17 protein-coding genes and 2 pseudogenes are annotated in these 19,990 nt (G+C 71.8%); 14 read left to right on the plus strand and 5 right to left on the minus strand.

All coding sequences use genetic code 11. The features are described 5' to 3' along the window. Nucleotides 1-5: 5 nt before the first annotated feature. Together E6U81_RS10410 and E6U81_RS10415 are read right to left on the minus strand one after the other, a co-directional pair. The gene (locus E6U81_RS10410; RefSeq protein ID WP_136229778.1) at nt 6-1,385 is read right to left on the minus strand and encodes a polysialyltransferase family glycosyltransferase; all 1,380 of its coding nucleotides are present in this window, start codon (nt 1,383-1,385) and stop codon (nt 6-8) included. Continuing rightward, nucleotides 1,385-2,365 carry a glycosyltransferase family 2 protein gene (locus tag E6U81_RS10415; RefSeq protein ID WP_136229779.1) on the minus strand — a complete coding sequence of 327 codons (981 nt, stop codon included), beginning with the start codon at nt 2,363-2,365 and terminating at the stop codon, nt 1,385-1,387. The genes E6U81_RS10410 and E6U81_RS10415 overlap by 1 nt, the downstream gene beginning before the upstream one ends. 176 nt (nt 2,366-2,541) lie before the next feature. Between E6U81_RS10415 and E6U81_RS10420 the strand changes: the two genes are divergently transcribed. The 12 genes and pseudogenes from E6U81_RS10420 to E6U81_RS10480 form a co-directional block, all read left to right on the plus strand. Further along, a complete protein-coding gene (locus tag E6U81_RS10420) occupies nt 2,542-3,960 on the plus strand; it encodes a DUF6716 putative glycosyltransferase (protein WP_136229780.1) in 1,419 nt (472 codons plus the stop codon). After that, a pseudogene (locus E6U81_RS40975) lies at nt 3,957-4,331 on the plus strand (NTP transferase domain-containing protein); the annotation flags it as partial. The gene E6U81_RS10420 and the pseudogene E6U81_RS40975, both read left to right, overlap by 4 nt. Nucleotides 4,332-4,772: 441 nt before the next feature. Then, nucleotides 4,773-5,681 (plus strand): N-acetylneuraminate synthase family protein, encoded by a 909-nt coding sequence (locus tag E6U81_RS40980; RefSeq protein WP_136229897.1) that lies wholly within the window; start codon nt 4,773-4,775, stop codon nt 5,679-5,681. 117 nt (nt 5,682-5,798) lie between these two features. Further along, the gene (locus tag E6U81_RS10440; protein ID WP_136229781.1) at nt 5,799-6,974 is read left to right on the plus strand and encodes a hypothetical protein; all 1,176 of its coding nucleotides are present in this window, start codon (nt 5,799-5,801) and stop codon (nt 6,972-6,974) included. 137 nt (nt 6,975-7,111) lie between these two features. Then, nucleotides 7,112-8,356 carry an amidohydrolase gene (locus E6U81_RS10445; RefSeq protein ID WP_136229898.1) on the plus strand — a complete coding sequence of 415 codons (1,245 nt, stop codon included), beginning with the start codon at nt 7,112-7,114 and terminating at the stop codon, nt 8,354-8,356. Between the two features lie 229 nt (nt 8,357-8,585). Further along, nucleotides 8,586-9,647, plus strand: coding sequence for a BMP family ABC transporter substrate-binding protein (locus E6U81_RS10450; RefSeq protein WP_136229782.1), 1,062 nt, complete (start codon nt 8,586-8,588; stop codon nt 9,645-9,647). A 230-nt stretch (nt 9,648-9,877) separates the two neighbouring features. Continuing rightward, nucleotides 9,878-11,536 carry an ABC transporter ATP-binding protein gene (locus tag E6U81_RS10455; RefSeq protein WP_136229783.1) on the plus strand — a complete coding sequence of 553 codons (1,659 nt, stop codon included), beginning with the start codon at nt 9,878-9,880 and terminating at the stop codon, nt 11,534-11,536. Continuing rightward, nucleotides 11,533-12,648 (plus strand): ABC transporter permease, encoded by a 1,116-nt coding sequence (locus E6U81_RS10460; RefSeq protein WP_136229784.1) that lies wholly within the window; start codon nt 11,533-11,535, stop codon nt 12,646-12,648. The genes E6U81_RS10455 and E6U81_RS10460 overlap by 4 nt, the downstream gene beginning before the upstream one ends. Beyond that, nucleotides 12,645-13,907, plus strand: a complete 1,263-nt coding sequence (locus E6U81_RS10465) for an ABC transporter permease (RefSeq protein ID WP_136229785.1) — start codon at nt 12,645-12,647, stop codon at nt 13,905-13,907. The genes E6U81_RS10460 and E6U81_RS10465 overlap by 4 nt, the downstream gene beginning before the upstream one ends. Next, the gene (locus E6U81_RS10470; protein ID WP_031149692.1) at nt 13,904-14,302 is read left to right on the plus strand and encodes a cytidine deaminase; all 399 of its coding nucleotides are present in this window, start codon (nt 13,904-13,906) and stop codon (nt 14,300-14,302) included. Before E6U81_RS10465 ends, E6U81_RS10470 begins: the two co-directional genes overlap by 4 nt. 105 nt (nt 14,303-14,407) lie before the next feature. Further along, entirely contained in the window at nt 14,408-15,685 is a 1,278-nt protein-coding gene (locus E6U81_RS10475; protein WP_136229786.1) for a thymidine phosphorylase, read from the plus strand. Between the two features lie 146 nt (nt 15,686-15,831). Then, nucleotides 15,832-16,199: pseudogene (locus tag E6U81_RS10480) on the plus strand (Uma2 family endonuclease); the annotation flags it as partial. A gap of 2 nt (nt 16,200-16,201) precedes the next feature. Here the strand turns inward: E6U81_RS10480 and E6U81_RS10485 are convergent. After that, entirely contained in the window at nt 16,202-16,393 is a 192-nt protein-coding gene (locus E6U81_RS10485; RefSeq protein WP_136229787.1) for a hypothetical protein, read from the minus strand. A gap of 56 nt (nt 16,394-16,449) precedes the next feature. Between E6U81_RS10485 and E6U81_RS10490 the strand changes: the two genes are divergently transcribed. Then, nucleotides 16,450-16,785 (plus strand): STAS domain-containing protein, encoded by a 336-nt coding sequence (locus tag E6U81_RS10490; protein ID WP_240803746.1) that lies wholly within the window; start codon nt 16,450-16,452, stop codon nt 16,783-16,785. Here the strand turns inward: E6U81_RS10490 and E6U81_RS10495 are convergent. Beyond that, nucleotides 16,672-17,682, minus strand: coding sequence for a sigma-70 family RNA polymerase sigma factor (locus E6U81_RS10495; RefSeq protein ID WP_136229789.1), 1,011 nt, complete (start codon nt 17,680-17,682; stop codon nt 16,672-16,674). The genes E6U81_RS10490 and E6U81_RS10495 overlap by 114 nt on opposite strands. A gap of 188 nt (nt 17,683-17,870) precedes the next feature. Here E6U81_RS10495 and E6U81_RS10500 point away from each other — a divergent pair, with 188 nt between their 5' ends. Further along, nucleotides 17,871-19,211, plus strand: coding sequence for an MFS transporter (locus tag E6U81_RS10500; RefSeq protein ID WP_240803747.1), 1,341 nt, complete (start codon nt 17,871-17,873; stop codon nt 19,209-19,211). Nucleotides 19,212-19,213: 2 nt separating this feature from the next. On the opposite strand, the gene E6U81_RS10505 is transcribed toward E6U81_RS10500, so the two are convergent. After that, nucleotides 19,214-19,942, minus strand: a complete 729-nt coding sequence (locus tag E6U81_RS10505; protein ID WP_136229790.1) for a L,D-transpeptidase family protein — start codon at nt 19,940-19,942, stop codon at nt 19,214-19,216. Nucleotides 19,943-19,990 lie beyond the last annotated feature (48 nt).

The raw sequence follows: 19,990 nt of genomic DNA on the forward strand, positions 1-19,990 counted from the left end.
CCGCGTCAGTTCGGGCCGTGTCGGTTCGGGCCGCGTCGGTTCGGGCCGCGCCGGTTCAGGACGCGGCGCAGCGTCCGGGCCATGCGCCGCACGGTCCGGCTGCGCGGCAGGAACGACAGCCGGGCGGGGATGCCGCCGGGCAGGCCCAGCGTCGTCAGCCGGCGGCGCGTGAAGTACCGCCAGGTGCCCTGCGTCAGATGGGCGGCCAGGTACGCCTCGGCCCGGGCCCGCCGCGCGGACAGGATCTGCGGCTGCATGGTGAACCCGACGGCGGTCAGGAGCCCGGCCCGCTCCGCTCCCGCCCGGCCCACGGACGCGGGCGACCAGGCGCGGACCGCCTCCGGGTCCGCCAGGTCCGGCAGCAGCGAGTCCACCAGCACCAGCGGCACCCGGTTGCTGTTCTGGTACGGGGCCAGGCGGGCCAGCACGGCCCCGGTGCCGGTGCGCGCCACGGGCAGCCCGTACAGGGTGGCGGCGGTCAGCAGCCCCGTGGAGAAGCAGCCCACCACCAGCGCCGGGCGCAGCCGCCGGTAGAGGGTCTCGGCCAGGACCGGGCTGCTCGTCACGGTGAGCCGGGCGCCGAGGCGTTCGGCCTCCGCCGCGGCCCGGCGGGCGTACTCGGCCGGCGCGCTGGGGTGGGGCTTGAAGACCAGCTCCCGGTGGCCGAGCGCGAAGGCGCCCCGGACCATCGAGGCGTGCAGCTCCTCCTCCTCGTCCGGGGTCATCAGGTCGAGCGCCGACAGGTACTGGCCCAGCAGCAGGGCCGGGGACTCCCCGACGCCGTCCAGGTCCGCGCCGTGCGGGGGGAGCTCCGCGAGGACCTTCAGGAAGGACTCCGCCGGCACCGGTTCCGGCCGCGCCCCGAACTCCGTCAGCAGCAGCGGCTCCAGGCCGGGCACCAGATCCAGGTGGAGCACCCGCCGCACCCGCATCCCGAGCTGCGGGTCGAGGCGGAAGCGGGTGGGTCCGTAGCTCATCAGCCCGTCGGCGTAGACATCGACCGCTGCGCCCGGGAAGAGCCGGCACAGGGACTGGGCCGGAGGCACCTGGAGGGACTCCACGATCAGCTCGACCCGGTCCTCGCCGAGTCCCCACAGCGTGCGCAGGTGCCGCTCCCAGATCGGGACGTCCTCGGCGCGCGGGGCCCAGGTGCTCGGGTGCTGCGGCTCGATCACGGCGTTCCAGTCGAACACCTCGTCGAAGCGGGTGCGCAGCGCGGCGAAGCCCGGCATGCCGGCCGGTCCCGGGGCCACCTCGGCGGTGACGGCGTGGTTGCTGGTCAGCAGGATCCGGCGGCCCGCGGGCGGGAAGGAGCCGGCGTCGACGCCCGCCGCGAGGGTGGCGGCACCGTAGAGGGTCGAGGCCAGGAAGATCTGCGTGAGCATCAGACGGTCGCCCCCGACGGGGTGCGGCGGCTGCCGCGCAGGCGGCGCAGGAGCGCGGAGCGTTCGGCGTCCATCGAGTCCAGGACCTGGTCCAGCACGTCCTGGGGCATGCGGCCGAGCGCGGCCGCGCTCATGAGGCGGAGTTTCTTGGCCACGGCCGGTTCGTACCTTTCGATGGATCCGAAATGGTGCGCGATAATTGCGCAGTACGTTCGTACGGATTTCGGGAGAAGCAGATCGGATTCCCGGTCGGCGGCGGCGCCGGCGAGGACCTCGTCGAATGCCCGGATGAAATCGAGCTGCCGTTCGTCCTTGATCTGCGTCAACGACGTGGAAACACCGCGCCGGTAGAAGATCCCGGGCAGTCCGACCGCCGCGAAGGATTCGGCCTCCCGGTGCAGCCGCCAGATCCACGGCCGGTCCTCCGCCGTGCGCAGTCCGTCGGTGAAGTGCAGCAGGCCCGCCTTCAGCAGCCGCCGGTGGTACATCCCGGCCCAGGCGTACGGATAGTCCACCGACGTCGCCCGGTCGGCGGGCAGGATCGCTCCGCGCGGATCGGCCACGACGGACTGCGGACCGAAGGGCACGCGCTGCACGCTCCGCGTCCGCCCCGTGCACCGGACATGGTCGGTGCGGATGAAATCGCAGTTCAGGGCCTCGATGGCGGTCAACATCCGGGCCAGGTGGCCGGGGGCCAGCCAGTCGTCCCCGTCCAGGAAGGCGAGATACTCGCCGCGCGCCGCGTCCAGCCCGGTGTTGCGTGCCGTCGCCAGGCCGCCGTTGCTCCCGTGTCTGAGGTGCACCGCCCCGGGCAGCTGCGCCGCCGCCCGTTCCAGCAGGTCGGGCGTCCCGTCCGTCGAGCAGTCGTCGACGAGCAGGAACTCGAAATCCTCCCGGGCGTTCAGTTCGAGACTCTTCAGGGCGTCCGGTGCGTATGTCTGCACGTTGTAGAACGGCACGACAACAGAGAGCTTGGGCACCCGCGAGACACTAGGACGCCGCCCGGCATTCACTGTGGCCCGGATGCGGATTTCATGTGAACGGCGCGGGGCGGGCGGGTTAACCCGTGCGCTTTCGCATTCAGTAGACGTTTTGTTAACCCGCTGTTGTGCGTTCGTTGGGCCGATCACCGAAATCGCCGAATAGCTTCTGCCGCGTGCCAGAACGCAAACGCGTCGCCGTACTCGCCGATTCCGACACGAGATGGAAATGGGGCGCGACCACCGCCCGCCGCCTCGTCCCCGACCCCCGGCTCACCGGATACCTGCTGCGCGGCCGTGCCACGCCCACCGCGCGCCAGCTCGGCGAGGTCGGGGTACGGGCCGACCGGCTGACCGAGGTGACCTGTGCCGAGTTCCTCGCCGAGATCGAACGCGAGCGCTACGACGTGGTCGTCCTCGCGCTCGTGGGCGGAGCCGTCCAGGCCGTCCTGCACGGGGCGCGCGCCCTGTGGCCGGCCCCCGCCGGGCGACCCGTACTCGTCACCGGATATGTCGGAGTCGTGTACGAGAAGCTCGCCGACGGGCTGCTGCTGAGGCACGGGGCCGACCTCGTCCTCGCCAACTCCCGCCACGACGCCGAGCGCTTCCGTGCCGTGTACCAAGGGGTCGGCGCGGACGCCGGCGCCGTCACCGAGACCGCGCTGCCCTTCCTGGGCGGGGCGCCGTACGAGCCGGCCGGGAGCCGCGCCCACACGGTGGTCTTCGCGGTGCAGCCCTCCGTGCCCGACAGCCGCGCCGACCGCGCCTACCTGCTGGAACGGGCCGCCGGCCACGCCCGCAAGCACCCCGACCGGGAGGTGCTGATCAAGCTGCGCAGCAAGCCAGGGGAGCACACCACGCACCTGGAGGAGCAGCCCTACCAGCGGCTCGCGGAGAAGCTCCCCGGCGGACTGCCCGCCAACTGCCGCCTGGTGTACGGGAACATGGGCGAGGTGCTGGACGGCACCGACCTGCTGGTCACCGTCTCCTCCACGGCCGCCCTGGAGTCCCTGCACCGCTCCATCCCGACGGCGATCCTCACCGACCTCGGCATCCGCGAGGCCCTCGGCAACCACCACTTCCTGGGCTCCGGCTGCCTGGCCTCCTGGGACCAGCTCGACTCGGGGCTCCTCCCGGAGGGCGACCCGGTCTGGCTGGCCGCCCAGGGCGTACGCACCCCCGGCGCCCCGAGCCCGGTCGGCGCGGGCCCGGTCGGCGCGGGCCCGGTCGGCGCGGGCCCGGCAGGCGCGGGCCCGGTCGGCGTCCCCGCTGCGGCCGGACCGGGCTCCGCCGCGGGCGGTGACGCCTACGCCGTCGCCCGGGCCAAGGTCGCCGGCCTGCTCGCCGCGACCCGGCTGCCCCCGCCCGCCCCCTACTACACGCTCACCACCGCCCCCGGATACCTGCCCGGCATCCTGGCCCGGCACCGCCTCGCCCCCGACGGCACCCCGCTGCCCGGCGCCGCACGGCAGGAGGCCGGGGAGTCCCGGCTGCGCCGCCGGCTCCGCGCCCACCTGCGCGAGGCCGCCCGCGGGGCGTACCGGCACGGGGTGCAGCGCGTCGCCCCGGTGATCCGCAGACTGGGGGAGCTGTGAGGGTCCTCGCCGTCATCCCCGCCCGCGGCGGCTCCAAGGGGGTCCCCGGCAAGAACCTCGCCGAGGTCGCCGGCATCCCGCTCGTCGCCCGCGCCGTCCTGGCCTGCCGGGCCGCGCCGACCGTCACCGACGTGGTGGTCTCCACCGACTCCGAGGCCATCGCCGAGGCCGCCCGCACCGCGGGCGCCGACGTGATCGCCCGCCCCACCGCGATCTCCGGCGACACCGCGAGCAGCGAGGCCGCCCTCCTGCACGCCCTCTCCGCCTTCGAGGAACTCCACTCGCTCACCGTGGACGTGGTCCTCCTCGTCCAGTGCACCAGCCCCTTCCTCGCCACCTCCGACGTCGAATCGGTCGCCGTCGCCGTCGCCTCCGGGGCGGCCGACTCGGCCCTGACCGTGGCCCCCTTCCACGGCTTCCTCTGGCGGGACGGCCCCGACGGCTCCGGGACGGGGATCAACCACGACCCGGCCTACCGGCCCCGCCGCCAGGCCCGGCCGCAGGACCTCCTGGAGACCGGCGCCGCCTACGCCATGGACGCCGCCGGCTTCCGCACCGCCCGCCACCGCTTCTTCGGCCGCACCCTGCCCGTCCCCACCGACCCCGCCCGCGTGCTGGAGATCGACGACCCGCACGACCTGGCCCGCGCCCGGCTGCTCGCCCCGCTGCTCGACCCCCGCCCCGGCGGCGCACACCCCGACCCGCACCACCCCGACCCGCACCACCCCGACCCGCACCACCCCGACCCGCAGCCCACGCCCCGTACACCCCCTGCACCCCGAACGCCCCCGCACCGAAGGACGCCCCCTGCCATGACCTCCACGCCCGACCCCCGCCTGCGTACCTTCGGCTCCCGCACCGCGGGCCCCGGCCGCCCCGTCTACGTCGTCGGCGAGATCGGCATCAACCACAACGGCGACCTCGGCAACGCCTTCGCCCTCATCGACGCCGCCGCCGAAGCCGGCTGCGACGCCGTGAAGTTCCAGAAGCGCACCCCGGAGATCTGCACCCCGCGCGACCAGTGGGACATCGAACGCGACACCCCGTGGGGCCGCATGACCTACATCGACTACCGCCACCGGGTCGAGTTCGGCGAGGACGAGTACCGCGCCATCGACGACCACTGCGCCAAGCGCGGCATCGACTGGTTCGCCTCCCCGTGGGACACCGAGGCCGTCGCCTTCCTGGAGAAGTTCGACGTCCCCGCCCACAAGGTGGCCTCCGCCTCCCTCACGGACGACGAACTGCTGCGCGCCCTGCGCGCCACCGGGCGCACCGTCGTCCTCTCCACCGGCATGTCCACCCCGCAGCAGATCCGCCACGCGGTCGAGGTGCTGGGCAGCGCCAACATCCTGCTCTGCCACGCCACTTCGACGTACCCGGCCAAGGCCGAGGAGCTCAACCTGCGGGTCATCGACACCCTGCGCGACGAGTACCCCAACGTCCCGATCGGCTACTCCGGCCACGAGACGGGCCTGCAGACCACCCTCGCCGCCGTCGCCCTCGGCGCCACCTTCGTCGAGCGCCACATCACCCTCGACCGCGCGATGTGGGGCTCCGACCAGGCCGCCTCCGTCGAGCCCGGCGGCCTGACCCGCCTGGTCCGCGACATCCGCACCATCGAGACCGCCCTCGGCGACGGGGTCAAGCGGGTCTACGAGTCCGAGCTCGGCCCCATGAAGAAGCTCCGCCGCGTCCGCGGCGAGCTGGCAGCCGTCTAGGCCGTCTCTCGGATCTTGCCGGGCCCGCGCCGCCCGGCACCGCACCTCGATCCGAAAGAGACGGCCCGGCTCACGTCCGGCGTGCGTACCAGCCCCGCCCCACGACAAGGAGCACGTGTGAGCACCTCCGCCTCCACCCTGGCGTTCGTCGAGAGCCCGGTCCAACTCCTGAACGTGCTGGAGTGGGCGTACGCGCGTGCCACCGCGGCCGGCAGAACGCTGGACGGAGTCCCGAGCCAGCGCGGGCGCCGCGCCGCCGGCCCGGGGGCGGAGCCCGGCCCGCGCCCCGCGGTCCCGCTCGCACCCGTGCGGATCGTCGTCCTGCCGCCCACCGACCCCATGTCCCGCGGCCAGCTGCGCCGGATGGCGGCGCTGGCCCGGGACGAGGGGTGCGAGGTGCAGTGGCAGGAGGCGCGCGGAAGCCGGCTCGCGCCGCTGAAGGCCCTCGCCGCACTGGCGTGCGACGTCCGCGCGGCGAGCACCGTCGTCGTCGGCGACCCCTTCTCGCGCTACGTCCAGCTCCTGCTCACCCTGGTGCGCGCCGAGGAACTGGTCGTGGTCGACGACGGCACCGCGACGATGGAGTTCGTCGCGCAGACCGCCCGCGGCGAACGCCTCGTCCGCTGGCACCGGGTCGGCGGCGGAGGGCTGCCCGGCCGCGTCCGCGAGCTGGCGTACGCGCCCGTCTCGGCGGCGGCGCGGCGCCGCTTCGCCCCGGACCCGGCCGCCGGCACGGGCAGGGCCCGCCGCGTCGAGGTGTTCACCTCGATGCCGGTCGCCCCGCACGGCGGGATGGCGCTGCGGGCCAACGAGTTCGCCTGGACCCGCGCCCGCTTCGGTCCGCCCCGCCTGACCAGGGGCACCGACCTGGTCGGCACCTCGCTCGTGGAGACCGGCGTCGTCGACCCGGACCGCTACCTCGGCGCGGTCCGCTCCCTCACCCTGGAGCACGGAGCCACCCGCTACTTCGCACACCGGCGCGAGTCCCCGGAGAAGCTGCGCGCGCTGAGCCGGGAGACCGGGCTGGAGATCGTACGCCCGGACCTGCCGCTGGAACTGATCGCCCGTCGGGGTCCCGTCGGCCGGACGATCCTCAGCTTTCCGTCCACCGTCGTCCACACATTGCCGTACGCCCTGACCGGTACGGGTGTCACGGTCGCCGTATGCGATGTCGACCCGGCCTGGCTCACCGGGTCCGCGTCCGCGCGTGCGAAGAGCTTCCTCGCGGGGGTCACCGACACCGCTCGTGATGTGCACAGACTGCCTGCCCAGGCGGCGCCCACGGCCGGATGAGCGCGCGAGTTTACCCCCGGGGTCACCCGGTCATGCGTCCAGAGGCTGGGTTTCTTTCCCCTAACGGCATGAACTTTTCGTGATCCCCGGCCAGTTGAGCCATCCGTGCGCCTACCCTTCAACGGGTGAACCAGTTGATGTCCCGCGAGTCCCAGACCCTCCAGCCCGTCGCGTCCGACCGGCCCGAGCTGCCCGGCAAACTTCCGGACCACCTGCGCACCGAACTGATCGCCTTCCGCCGGGACTTGCACATGCACCCGGAGCTCGGACACCAGGAATTCCGCACCACTGCGGCGATCAAGGCCAGGCTTGAGAAAGCCGGCCTGCGACCACGGGTCCTGAAGTCCGGCACGGGCCTGATCTGTGACGTAGGCACCTGGGACGGCGGCCGGCCGATGCTGGCCCTTCGCGCGGACATCGACGCCCTGCCCATTCCGGACGCCAAGACGCACGTCTCGTACCGCTCGACCTCCCCCGACCGCGCCCACGCCTGCGGCCACGACGTGCACACGGCCGTCGTCCTCGGAGCCGGCCTCGTCCTCGCCGAACTCGACCGGCAGGGACTCCTGCCGCGACCGGTGCGGCTGCTCTTCCAGCCCGCCGAGGAGGTGCTCCCCGGCGGAGCCACCGACGCCATCGAGTCCGGGGTGCTGGACGGGGTGGGCCGGATCGTGGCGGTGCACTGCGACCCCCGGGTCGACGCCGGCCGGATCGGCCTGCGGGCCGGTCCCATCACCTCCGCCTGCGACCGGCTGGAGGTCAGCCTCACCGGCTCCGGCGGGCACACGGCGCGGCCGCACCTGACCACCGACCTGGTGACCGCCGCCGCCCGGGTGGCCGTCGACGCCCCCGCCCTGCTCGCACGCCGGATGGACGCCCGCTCGGGCATGTCGGTCACCTGGGGCCGGATCGAGGCCGGGCACGCCTGCAACGTGATTCCGATGCACGCCGAGCTGTCCGGAACTGTTCGCTGCCTGGACCTGGCCGCCTGGCACGAGGCGCCCGACATGATCCACGCGGCGATCGACGAGATCGCGACCATGCACGGGGCCAAGTTCGAGATCAACCACGTGCGCGGGGTGCCGCCGGTGGTCAACGACCCGGTGATCACCGAGCTGCTGCGCGAGGCGATGGGAGCCCGCTGCGGCGCCGAGTCGGTCGAGGACACCGAGCAGAGCCTGGGCGGGGAGGACTTCTCCTGGTACCTGGAGCACGTCCCGGGTGCCATGGCCCGCCTGGGAGTGCGCACTCCCGGCGACACCGCCAAGCGCGATCTGCACCGCGGGGACTTCGACGTGGACGAGGACGCGATCGCCGTCGGCGTCGAGTTCTTCACCGCCGCCGCCTTGATCGACGGCCGTCGCACACCGCCTTCCCGGTAGCGATCGGGCGGCACTCCTTACAACATCGGCGAGCCTCCCGGCGGGCGCGTCCAGCCCTTGGTACACAAGGGCTGGACGCCTTGGCAGTTACCGATCGGTCACTGTCCGGTTCGCGACGATCCGATAACGACTCATGAACGGGCCTTTAACTGACATCTACGCGCGTTACGATCGCCGCGAAACCAGCGCCGGTCGTGGCGCTTCGGTCAGGTTTTGAAGGAGCCTCCCCTTGCGCCGGATCACCAGGATCGCCACCGTGGGCATCGCGTCCGCGGCGCTGGCCCTCTCGGCCACCGCCTGTGGCGGTAAGAAGTCCTCTGACGCTGCCGCCTCCCCCTCGGAGTCGGGCGGTCAGAAGTCCGCAGCCATCGCGTACGACATCGGTGGCCGCGGCGACCAGTCGTTCAACGACGCTGCCTACGCCGGTCTGAAGAAGGCCGAGACGGAGCTGAAGATCAAGGGCGCCGAGGCGGAGCCCACCGACGGCGAGGGCGAGGCCGACAAGGTCCAGCGCCTCACCGAGCTGGCCCGCAAGGGCAACAACCCGGTCATCGGCGTCGGCTTCGCCTACGCCCCAGCCATCAAGAAGGTCGCGCCGAAGTTCCCGAACACCACGTTCGGCATCATCGACGACACCTCGGTGACCGGCCCGAACGTCGCCAACATGGTCTTCAACGAGGAGCAGGGCTCCTACCTGGCCGGCGTCGCCGCCGCCAAGGCGTCCAAGACCGGCACGGTCGGCTTCATCGGCGGTGTCGAGGTCCCGCTGATCAAGAAGTTCGAGGCGGGCTTCACCCAGGGCGTCAAGGAGACCAACCCGAACGCCAAGGTGCTCTCCGCGTACCTGACCCAGCCGCCGAACTTCGACGGTTTCGCCAAGCCCGACCTGGGCAAGGCCGCCGCGCAGGGCCAGCTCGACGCGGGCGCCGACGTGATCTACGCCGCCGCCGGTCTCGCCGGTTCCGGTGCCATCGAGGCCGCTTCCGCCAAGGGCAAGTGGGCCATCGGCGTCGACTCCGACCAGTACAACCAGGCCGGTCTGGCGAAGTACAAGGACTCCATCCTGACCTCGGTCACGAAGGACGTCTCGGACTCCGTCTTCGACCTGATCAAGTCGGTCGAGGATGGCAAGCCCACCACCGGTGAGATCCGCTACGGCCTGGACAAGGACGGCGTCGGCCTGGCCGACTCCAACCCGAAGTACAAGGAGATGACCGACGTCACCGCCGCGGTGGAGAAGGCCAAGGCCGACATCATCGCCAAGAAGATCACCGTCAAGACCGCTCCGTAAGGTCGTCTTGAACGTGTAGTCCTGGTCTCCGGGGTCCGGGAAGCGGTCGACATCGCTCCCGGGCCCCGAGCCCGTTCTGTGATCACTAGTCTGTGACCTAGCAGCCTTCGTGGCCGCGAGTTTTCACTTCCGACAGTGCTACGCGCGTAGAAGCATCGTGGACGCGATACTTTCACTCCCCGCCCTGTCCTCCCTGCCTTCCGCTCCTTTCGCGCCAAGGAGAGTGCGTCATCAACGCGTCCAGCCCGCCCCTCGCCGTAGAACTGCACGGCATCACAAAGCGCTTCCCCGGCGTCGTCGCCAACAAGGACATCGCGATCACCGTCCGCAAGGGCACGGTCCATGCCCTCATCGGTGAGAACGGCGCCGGCAAGTCGACTCTGATGAAGATCCTCTACGGCATGCAGAAGCCGGACGAGGGCACCATCGCCATCGACGGGGAGCAGGTCGCCTTCACCAGCCCGGGCGACGCCATCGCCCGCGGCATCGGCATGGTGCACCAGCACTTCATGCTCGCCGACAACCTCACCGTCCTGGAGAACGTGGTTCTCGGCGGCGAGAAGCTGTACGGCATCGGCGCCAAGGCCCGTAAGAAGATCATGGAGATCTCGGACGCGTACGGCCTCGGCGTGCGTCCCGACGCCCTCGTCGAGGACCTCGGCGTCGCCGACCGCCAGCGCGTGGAGATCCTCAAGGTCCTCTACCGCGGTGCGAAGATCCTCATCCTCGACGAGCCGACCGCAGTGCTCGTGCCGCAGGAGGTGGACGCACTCTTCGACAACCTGCGCGAGCTCAAGTCCGAGGGCCTGACCGTCATCTTCATCTCGCACAAGCTGGGCGAGGTCCTGAAGGTCGCCGACGACATCACCGTCATCCGGCGCGGCACCACGGTCGGTACCGCCGACCCGAAGACCGCCACGCCCAAGCAGCTCGCCGAGCTGATGGTCGGTGCCGAGCTGCCGTCGCCGGAGACCCGCGAGTCGACGGTGACCACGACGCCGATGCTCCAGGTGACGGGCCTGACCGTCGCCGCGGACAACGCCGTCGTCGCCGAGCCGGAGGTCCTGGTCCCCGCGGGCGCCCCGGACTCCGCGACCCTGGAGAAGGCCGAGGCCGGCCGTCTCCTGCTGGACGACATCAGCCTCACCATCCACAAGGGCGAGATCCTCGGCATCGCCGGTGTCGAGGGCAACGGTCAGACGGAGCTGATCGAGGCCCTCATGGGCATGATGGCCCCCGACGCGGGCGTCATCACCCTCGACGGCAAGGACATCACCAAGCTCCCGGTGCGCAAGCGCCGCGAGGGCGGCATCGGCTACATCCCCGAGGACCGCCACCGCCACGGCCTGCTGCTGGAGTCCCCGCTCTGGGAGAACCGCATCCTCGGCCACGTCACCGAGGCGCCCAACTCCAAGAAGGGCATCCTCGACCCGAAGGCGGCCCGCAAGGACACCGAGCGGATCGTGCGCGAGTACGACGTGCGCACGCCCGGCATCGACGTCACCGCGGCCTCGCTCTCCGGCGGCAACCAGCAGAAGCTGATCGTCGGCCGCGAGATGAGCCACAACCCCAAGTTCCTCATCGCCGCCCACCCCACGCGCGGTGTGGACGTCGGCGCGCAGGCGCAGATCTGGGACGCGATCCGCGCGGCCCGCCGCGAGGGCCTGGCCGTGCTGCTGATCTCCGCGGACCTGGACGAGCTCATCGGCCTGTCCGACACCCTGCGCGTGATCTACCGCGGTCGCCTGGTCGCGGACGCCGACCCCGCGACCGTCACTCCCGAGGAGCTCGGCACCGCCATGACGGGCGCCGCCTCGGGGCACCTGGAAGCAACCGACAACCACTCCGCCGCTGCCGACGGTGACACGACGGAGGACGAGGCCCGATGAAGAAATTCGACAAGGACCGGCTGCTGCTCGCCATCGCCGGGCCCCTGCTCGCGCTGGTCAGCGCCTTCGTACTGACCATGATCGTGCTGGCGGCGACGGGCATCAACCCGATCGAGCCGCTGCGCCTCATGGTGGAGAACGGCGGCTACGAGGACATCCAGGTCCTCATCGTCAACCAGGCCGGCACGTACTACCTGGCAGCCCTGGCCGTCGCCATCGGCTTCCGGATGAACCTCTTCAACATCGGCGTCGACGGCCAGTACCGCCTCGCCGCGATGATCTCCGCCGTGGTCGGTGGCGCCATCGCGCTGCCCGGTCCGCTGCACATCCTGCTGATCGTCCTCGTCGCGATGCTGACCGGTGCCTTCTGGGCCGGTATCGCGGGTGTCCTCAAGGCCAAGCGCGGCGTGAGCGAGGTCGTCTCGACGATCATGCTGAACGCCATCGCCACCAGCCTCATCGCCTGGCTGATCCTGCCGAAGAACCTCGGCGTACAGGTGGAGGGCTCCAACGACCTCACCACCGGCGAGATCGCGCAGTCCGGCTGGTTCCCGGCCCTCTCCATGGGCGACTCGGGCGAGATCTACGGCTTCACCTTCATCGCCTTCGCCCTCGGCGTCGTCTACTGGTTCGTGCTCAACCGCACCCGCTTCGGCTTCGACCTGCGCGCCAGCGGCGCCAGCGAGTCCGCGGCCGCGGCCTCCGGTGTCGACTCCAAGAAGATGATCATCACCGCGATGCTCATCTCCGGCGCCGTCGCCGGCCTGTCCGGCATGCCCGTGCTGCTCGGCGAGAGCCACACGTACACCCTCGTCTTCCCCGTGGGTGTGGGCTTCACCGGCATCACCATCGCGCTGCTCGGCCGCAACAGCCCCGTGGGCATCTTCTTCGCCGCCCTCCTGATGGCCTTCATCGACAAGGCGTCCGCCGGTCTCGACACGGCCGGCTACGCCAAGGAGATCGGCACGATCATGAAGGGCCTGATCGTGATCGCGGTGGTCGTCTCCTACGAGCTGATCCGCCGCTACGGCATCCGCCGTCAGCAGCAGAAGGTCGGCGAGGAGCTGGCTGCGGGCCACGCCATGAAGACCGAGAAGGAGGTCGCGGCGTGAGCGCCAGCACCGTTTCCACGAAGAAGGCGGCACCCGCGCCGGGCGCCCGCAAGAAGCTCACCCTTCCCTGGATCCTGCTGATCATCGCGGGCGGCCTCGCGCTCGTCTCGCTGGTCCGCGTGATCTCCGGGGCCAACGACCTGACCTCCATCGGCCAGGTCTCCGGCGCCCTCTCCCTCGCCGTGCCGATCGGCCTCGCCGGTCTCGGCGGCCTGTGGGCCGAGCGCGCGGGCGTCGTCAACATCGGTCTCGAAGGCATGATGATCCTCGGCACCTGGTTCGGTGCCTGGGCCGGCTACCAGTGGGGCCCCTGGACCGGTGTGCTCGTCGGCATCGCCGGCGGCGCCGTCGGCGGCCTGCTGCACGCGATCATCACGGTGACCTTCAACGTCAACCACATCGTCTCGGGTGTGGCCATCAACATCCTGGCGCTCGGCTTCACCCAGTACCTGTCGAACTTCACGTTCGCCGAGGCGCCGGGCGGCTCCTCCAAGCAGTCCCCGCAGGTCGAGCCGATCACCAAGATCACCATTCCGGGGCTCTCGGACTGGATGGCCGACCTCCAGGCCAAGCACTGGTTCTTCGTCTCGGACCTCGCCGGCGTCATCGGCGGCCTGATCACCGAGATCTCGCTGCTGACCATCGTGGCCCTGCTGCTGATCCCCGCCACCTGGTGGGTGCTGTGGCGGACCTCCTTCGGCCTGCGCCTGCGCTCCTGCGGTGAGAACCCGATCGCCGCCGAGTCCCTCGGCGTCAACGTCTACAAGTACAAGTACATCGCCGTGATCGTCTCGGGCGCCCTCGCGGGCCTCGGCGGCGTGTACCTGTCCGAGGTCGCCAGCCCCATCTACCAGGAGGGCCAGACCGGCGGCCGCGGCTACATCGGTCTCGCCGCGATGATCTTCGGCAACTGGATGCCGGGCGGCATGGCGCTGGGTGCGGGCCTGTTCGGCTTCATCGACAGCCTCAAGCTGCGCGGTGGCGCCGAGAACGTCCACGCGATGCTGCTGCTGATCGCGATCCTGCTGGTCATCGTCTGCGTCTGGCAGCTCTACAAGAAGAAGTACATCCAGGCCGGCATCTCGGCGGCCTTCGCCGCGCTGCTGTTCGTCTGGTACGCGGTGACCGACGCGGTGCCGAGCCAGTTCGTCGACGCGGCCCCGTACCTGACCACCCTGCTCGTGCTCGCCCTGTCGGCGCAGCGCCTGCGGATGCCCAAGGCGGACGGCATGCCGTACCAAAAGGGCCAGGGCAAGTGACCGTGGAGCACGCGGTGGACTGGGAAGCCCTGCGGACGCACGCCCGGGAGGCGATGACCCGGGCGTACGCCCCCTACTCGGGCTTCCCGGTCGGTGTCGCCGCCCTCGTGGACGACGGCCGCATCGTGACCGGCTGCAACGTCGAGAACGCGAGCTACGGGCTCGGCCTGTGCGCCGAGTGCGGCCTGGTCTCCTCCCTCCAGGCCACGGGCGGCGGCCGCCTCACGCACTTCACGTGCGTGGACGGCAAGGGCGAGATCCTCGTCCCGTGCGGGCGCTGCCGCCAGCTGCTGTACGAATTCGGCGGCGACGAGCTGCTGGTGGACACCCCGGACGGGGTCCTGCCGCTCGCGGCGATGCTGCCCCAGGCCTTCGGGCCCGGTCACCTGAGATAGCCGTGCCGACGGCCCTCCGCCCCTGCCGGGGCGGAGGGCCGTCGCACTTGCTGTTCCCTGATCCCCTCTCCTCCCTCTCTCTATGCGCGTAGAAGGAAGCACCTCATGGACGTCATCTCCGTCATCCGGACCAAGCGGGACCGCGGTGAGCTGAGCCCCGAGCAGATCGACTGGGTCATCGACGCCTACACCCGCGGTGTCGTGGCCGACGAGCAGATGTCCGCACTGGCCATGGCCATCCTGCTCAACGGCATGAACCGGACCGAGATCGCCCGCTGGACCGCGGCGATGATCGCCTCCGGCGAGCGCATGAACTTCGACGCCCTCTCCCGCCCGACCGCCGACAAGCACTCCACCGGCGGCGTCGGCGACAAGATCACCCTCCCGCTGGCCCCGCTCGTCGCCGCGTGCGGCGCGGCCGTGCCGCAGCTGTCCGGCCGCGGCCTCGGCCACACCGGCGGCACCCTCGACAAGCTGGAGTCCATCCCCGGCTGGCGTGCGCTGCTCTCCAACGAGGAGATGATGCACGTCCTCGACACCACCGGCGCGGTCATCTGCGCGGCGGGCGACGGCCTGGCCCCGGCCGACAAGAAGCTCTACGCGCTGCGCGACGTCACCGGCACGGTCGAGGCGATCCCGCTGATCGCCTCCTCGATCATGTCGAAGAAGATCGCCGAGGGCACGGGCTCACTCGTCCTGGACGTCAAGGTCGGCTCCGGCGCCTTCATGAAGAACATCGAGGACGCGCGCGAGCTCGCCCGCACCATGGTCGGCCTCGGCACCGACTCGGGCGTCAAGACCGTCGCGCTGCTCACCGACATGTCCACCCCGCTCGGCCTGACCGCCGGCAACGCCCTCGAAGTCCGCGAGTCGGTCGAGGTCCTCGCCGGCGGCGGCCCCGCCGACGTCGTCGAGCTGACCATCGCGCTCGCCAAGGAGATGCTGGACGCGGCGGGCATCAAGGACGCCGACCCGGCGAAGGCCCTGGCCGACGGCTCCGCGATGGACCACTGGCGCCGGATGATCGCGGCCCAGGGCGGCGACCCGGACGCGACGCTTCCCGTGGCCCGCGAGCAGCACGTCGTCACCGCCCCCGAGTCGGGCGTCCTGACCCGCCTCGACGCGTACGGCGTCGGCGTCGGCGCCTGGCGCCTCGGCGCCGGCCGCGCCCGCAAGGAGGACCCGGTGCAGGCGGGCGCCGGCATCGAGCTGCACGCGAAGCCGGGCGACACCGTCACGGCCGGCCAGCCGCTGATGACGCTGCACACGGACACCCCGGAGAAGTTCGAGTACGCCCTGGGCGCGCTCGAGGGCACCTACGACATCGCTCCGGCGGGCACGGCCTTCTCCGCCACGCCGATCGTCCTGGACCGCATCGCCTGACCTGCGCCTTCCCTTGCGGGTGAACGGGACCGGTGGACCCCCGCCGGTCCCGTTCGGCATGCTGGGATCGGTGGCGACGGGTTCAGGAGGCACAGGACAGGTGCGCACCACTCTTCACTCCCGACGCCCCCGCCCCCGCCCACGGAAGCTGGGAGGGCCTCGTCCGCTTCTGGGAGGAGACGGACTGGCCCGAGGGCCGCAAGGTGGAGATCATCGCCGGGACGATCAGGCCAACTCCATTCCCGCGGCTGCCGCCGAACTCGTCGTCGAGGTCACTTCGATGTCGAACGCGGTCAACGACCGGGTCGCCAAGCTCCACGGATACGCCACCGCCGGCATCCCGCTCCATCTCCTCATCGATCCGCACGCGACCGGAGAACCGGCGGTTCACCTGTACGGCGAGCCGACGAGCGGCACGTACCGCCTGCTGTGGGCGGGCAAGTTCGGCGAGACCGTGAAACTTCCGGCGCCGTTCGACCTGGCGCTCGACACGTCCGGCTTCCCCCGACCCTGAGCTCAGAGCACCGGCATGGCCTCGCCCGGTCGCGGCTCGCCTCGGTGCCCCAGCCGGAACAGGTAGCCGCGCAGGTGGGCCTCCAGGCCGTCGTCGATCTCGTCGCCGGCGCAGGCGTAGCCGGAGTGCGGCTCGATCCTGGCGGCTTCCACCGGGTCCACGGTCTCGACCGGATCCCAGGAGGCAGGTCTCATCCCGCCCTGCTGCGCAGCCGCCGATGAGTTCCGGCGGGCGGGGGAGTCATCACCTCGTGGAGACCACCCGACTCGTGCTGCCCGGACCCGCCCCGACCGCGCGCGACGCCGTCCTGCTGTGCGCGCGCCTGGCCCGGCTGTACGAGGAAGGGGCGCGCGCGGTGGAGTGCGACGCGCGCGCCGTGACCGCGCCGGGCCTGGGCGCCGTGGAGGTGCTGGCCCGGCTGCGGCTGACCGCGCGGGGGCGGCCGCTGCGGGTCACCGGGGCCGCGCCCCCGCTACGCGCCCTGCTGGGCCTCGTCGGACTCGTCGAGCTGCTCGGGGAGGCCGAAGAGCGGGAACCACCGGGCCGTGTCCAGGAAGGCGTTGAGGCCGACGATCCGGCCGTCTGAGACCTCCAGCACCTGCAGCGCCCACGGGGTGTGCCCCGGCGTGCCGTCCTCGCGCGGGCGGTACTGGCCGAAGGCCGGCATGCCGTTCGCGGTCGTCGGGATCAGGCGGGAGCCCTTGCAGCCGATGCCCTGGTTGAGGTGCCACGCCGCGATGTCCGCCTTGCCCTGCAGCCACAGGTCGAACGGCGGCATGGACAGGACGGCGTCCTCGTGCAGCAGCGTCGTGAGGCGCGAGATGTCGTAGGACTCGAAGGCGGCCAGGTACTGCTCCAGCAGCTTCGCCTGCTCCGCGTCCAGCGGGTCGGCCGACTCGCTCTCGCGCACCCGCTGCCCGGCCAGCGTGGCCCGCGCCCGCTGGAGTGCGCTGTTCACCGACGCCACCGTGGTGTCCAGCAGCTGTGCGACCTCGTCCGCCTTCCAGGCCAGTACCTCGCGCAGGATGAGCACCGCGCGCTGCTTGGCCGGCAGGTGCTGGAGGGCGGCGACGAAGGCCAGCCGCACGGACTCCTTCGCGAGCGCCATCTCGGCCGGGTCCGCGGTCTGCGGCAGCACCCGGCCGTCCGGGACGGGCTCCAGCCACGTCACCTCGGGCCGCTGGTTGAGGACGGCGGAGGACTGGTGCTGCGGGGCGGTCAGGTCCATCGGACGGGCCCGCTTGTTCCCGGCGTTCAGCAGGTCCAGGCAGACGTTGGTGGCGATCCGGTAGAGCCACGACCGCAGTGAGGAGCGGCCCTCGAACTTCTCGTGGCTGCGCCAGGCGCGGATGTAGGTGTCCTGCACCGCGTCCTCGGCGTCGAAGGCGGAGCCGAGCATCCGGTAGCAGTAGCCCGTGAGCTCGACCCGGTACCGGTCCATCGCCGCGTCGAGGTCGCTACTGGTGGTGGCGAGGTCGCTCATGTCGGTCCATCCCCCTGAGGTTCGTGGCTGCTTCGGAACCTACCCGAGGGGTCTGACAACGGCAGCCGGAAGCGCGGAGCCGCCCAGGTCTATCGACATCAAGTATCTTGACGTCAAGATTAATCTGATGCAGGCTTCCCCTGTATCTCGATGTCGAGATACCTGGACGGCGGGCGGGGAGGCCTGGGATGCGGCGCGGCGGGGAGATCCGGAAAGCACGGCGCGGGGAGCGGGAACCCGGCCTCGTGGCGCAGTTGCGGCGGCCGCCCGGCGGCCGCGACGCGCGCATCATGCTCCTCGCCCAGCTGCTGGACCGCGCCGGCACCGGCGTCTGGGCCGCGGCCTGCGTCCTCTACTTCACCTTCGTCATCGGCCTCGACCCCGGGCAGGTCGGCATCCTGCTGGGGGCGTCCGGGGTCGCCGGCATCGCCGGCTCGCCCCTGGCGGGCCACCTCGCCGACCGCTTCCCGGTGCGCTCCCTGCTGATCGGCGCCCACCTGCTGCGCCTGGTCACCCTCTGTCTGCTGCTCGTCGTCACCGACTTCGCGCTGCTGCTGCCCGTGGTGGCCGTCACCCACCTCGGAGACCGCGCGGCCAAGACCCTGGAGATGCTCTTCGCCACCCGGGTCGCGGGCGATCGGCGCGCCACCTACCAGGCACTGTCGCGCAGTTCGGCGAACGCCGGCTACGCGCTCGGCGCCGGCCTCGCCGCCATCGGCCTCGCCGTCGGCACCCGCGGCGCCTACCACGTCCTCATCCTGGCCAACGCGCTGTCGTTCCTCGTGGCCGCCGCCCTGGTGTGGCGCACCCGGGAACCGCGCGGCCGCGGGCTCGTGACCGCCCACGATCCCGCCCCCACCGCCGACGATGCCGCCGCGCCCGCTGCCGGGGCCGCAGGGCCGAGCCCGTGGCGGGACCGCGGCTACCTCCGGTTCGTCCTGCTGGACATCCCGATGCACCTCGACGACTCGATTCTGGGTATCGGCATCCCGCTGTGGCTGGTGAGCCGCACGACCGCGCCGCACGAACTGATCCCGGCCTTCCTGGTCGTCAACACCGTCCTCGTCGTCGTCCTCCAGCTGCGCGTCTCGGCGAAGGTCCAGGGCCCGCGCCAGGCGGCGGGGGCGGTCGCCCTGTACGGGCTGACCACGCTCCTGTGCTGCGCCCTCCTTGCCGCCGCGACCGGCGGCGGGGCCTGGACCGCCTCGGCCGCCCTGCTCGCCGCGGCGGTGCTGGCCACCGCGGCCGAGCTGATGCGCTCGGTGAGCTCGTGGGAACTCGCCGTCTCCCTCGCGCCCCGGGAGGCGCGCGCCTCGTACCTCGGCGTGGCCGGCATGGCGCAGTCCGTGCAGAAGTCCGCCGGCCCGCTGCTGCTCACCGGGGCGGTCATGGCGGCCGGCCCGGCCGGGTGGATCGCCCTCGGGGCCGCGGTGGCCGGCCTGTCCCTCGTCCAACGCCGCGCCAGCCTGCGCAGGTTGGACGCCCTGGCCGGGACGCCGGCCCCGGCTTCCGCCGCCGCGCCCGCCTGAGGCTACGTGCCCGGCTTGCGGCCGTACACGTAGACGTCCTCGCCCTTCCCGAGCAGGTTCCAGTACGCCTTGGCATCGGCCGACCGCATGTTCACGCAGCCGCCCGAACCGGGCGGGTTCCACATGCTCTTGGTGGTCGAGTGGAAGGCGATGCCGCCGTCGAAGAACTGCGCGTACGGCATGGACACGTGGTAGACCGTCGACCAGTGGTCGATGCTGCGGTGGTAGATCCTCTTCGGTCCGGTCCGGGTCTCCGTGCCGTCCTTTCCGGTGCGGACCGGAACGGGACCGTACTTCAGGGCGGCGCCGTCCTGGATCCAGCTGAGCTGCCGCGTCAGGTCCACGCAGGCGATCCGCCCCCGGTCCACCGGGCAGTCGCCCGCCTTGTTCGGGGTGCTGCCCGCCGCCCGCTGGGCCAGCATCGTGCTCATCGCCTGCCAGGTCAGCGGCCCGGCGTAGCCCTGGGCCGGGCTGATCCCGTGCTTGGTCTGGAACGCCCTGACGGCCGTGCAGTCGGCCGTCGACTGCCTGCCGTCCACGGGCCGTCCCAGGAACTTCTCCACCTGGCGCTGGTACGGCCCGGTGGCAGGGCTGCAGGAGGCGGCCTCTGCCGTTCCGCCTCCCGCGACCACCACCAGCGGCAGCGCCAGCGCCGCCGCCCCGCCCCACACCGCCCCGCCCCACACCGCCGCGCGCCGTCCCGCTCGTTCGCGCGCCTTCCGCGTCCCCATCCGGTCCTCCCCTGCTCACCGCACTTCGTTCTCCGTGTTGAATGCCCG

Source organism: Streptomyces sp. A0592, from assembly GCF_004795115.1.
Lineage (GTDB): Bacteria > Actinomycetota > Actinomycetes > Streptomycetales > Streptomycetaceae > Streptomyces > Streptomyces erythrochromogenes.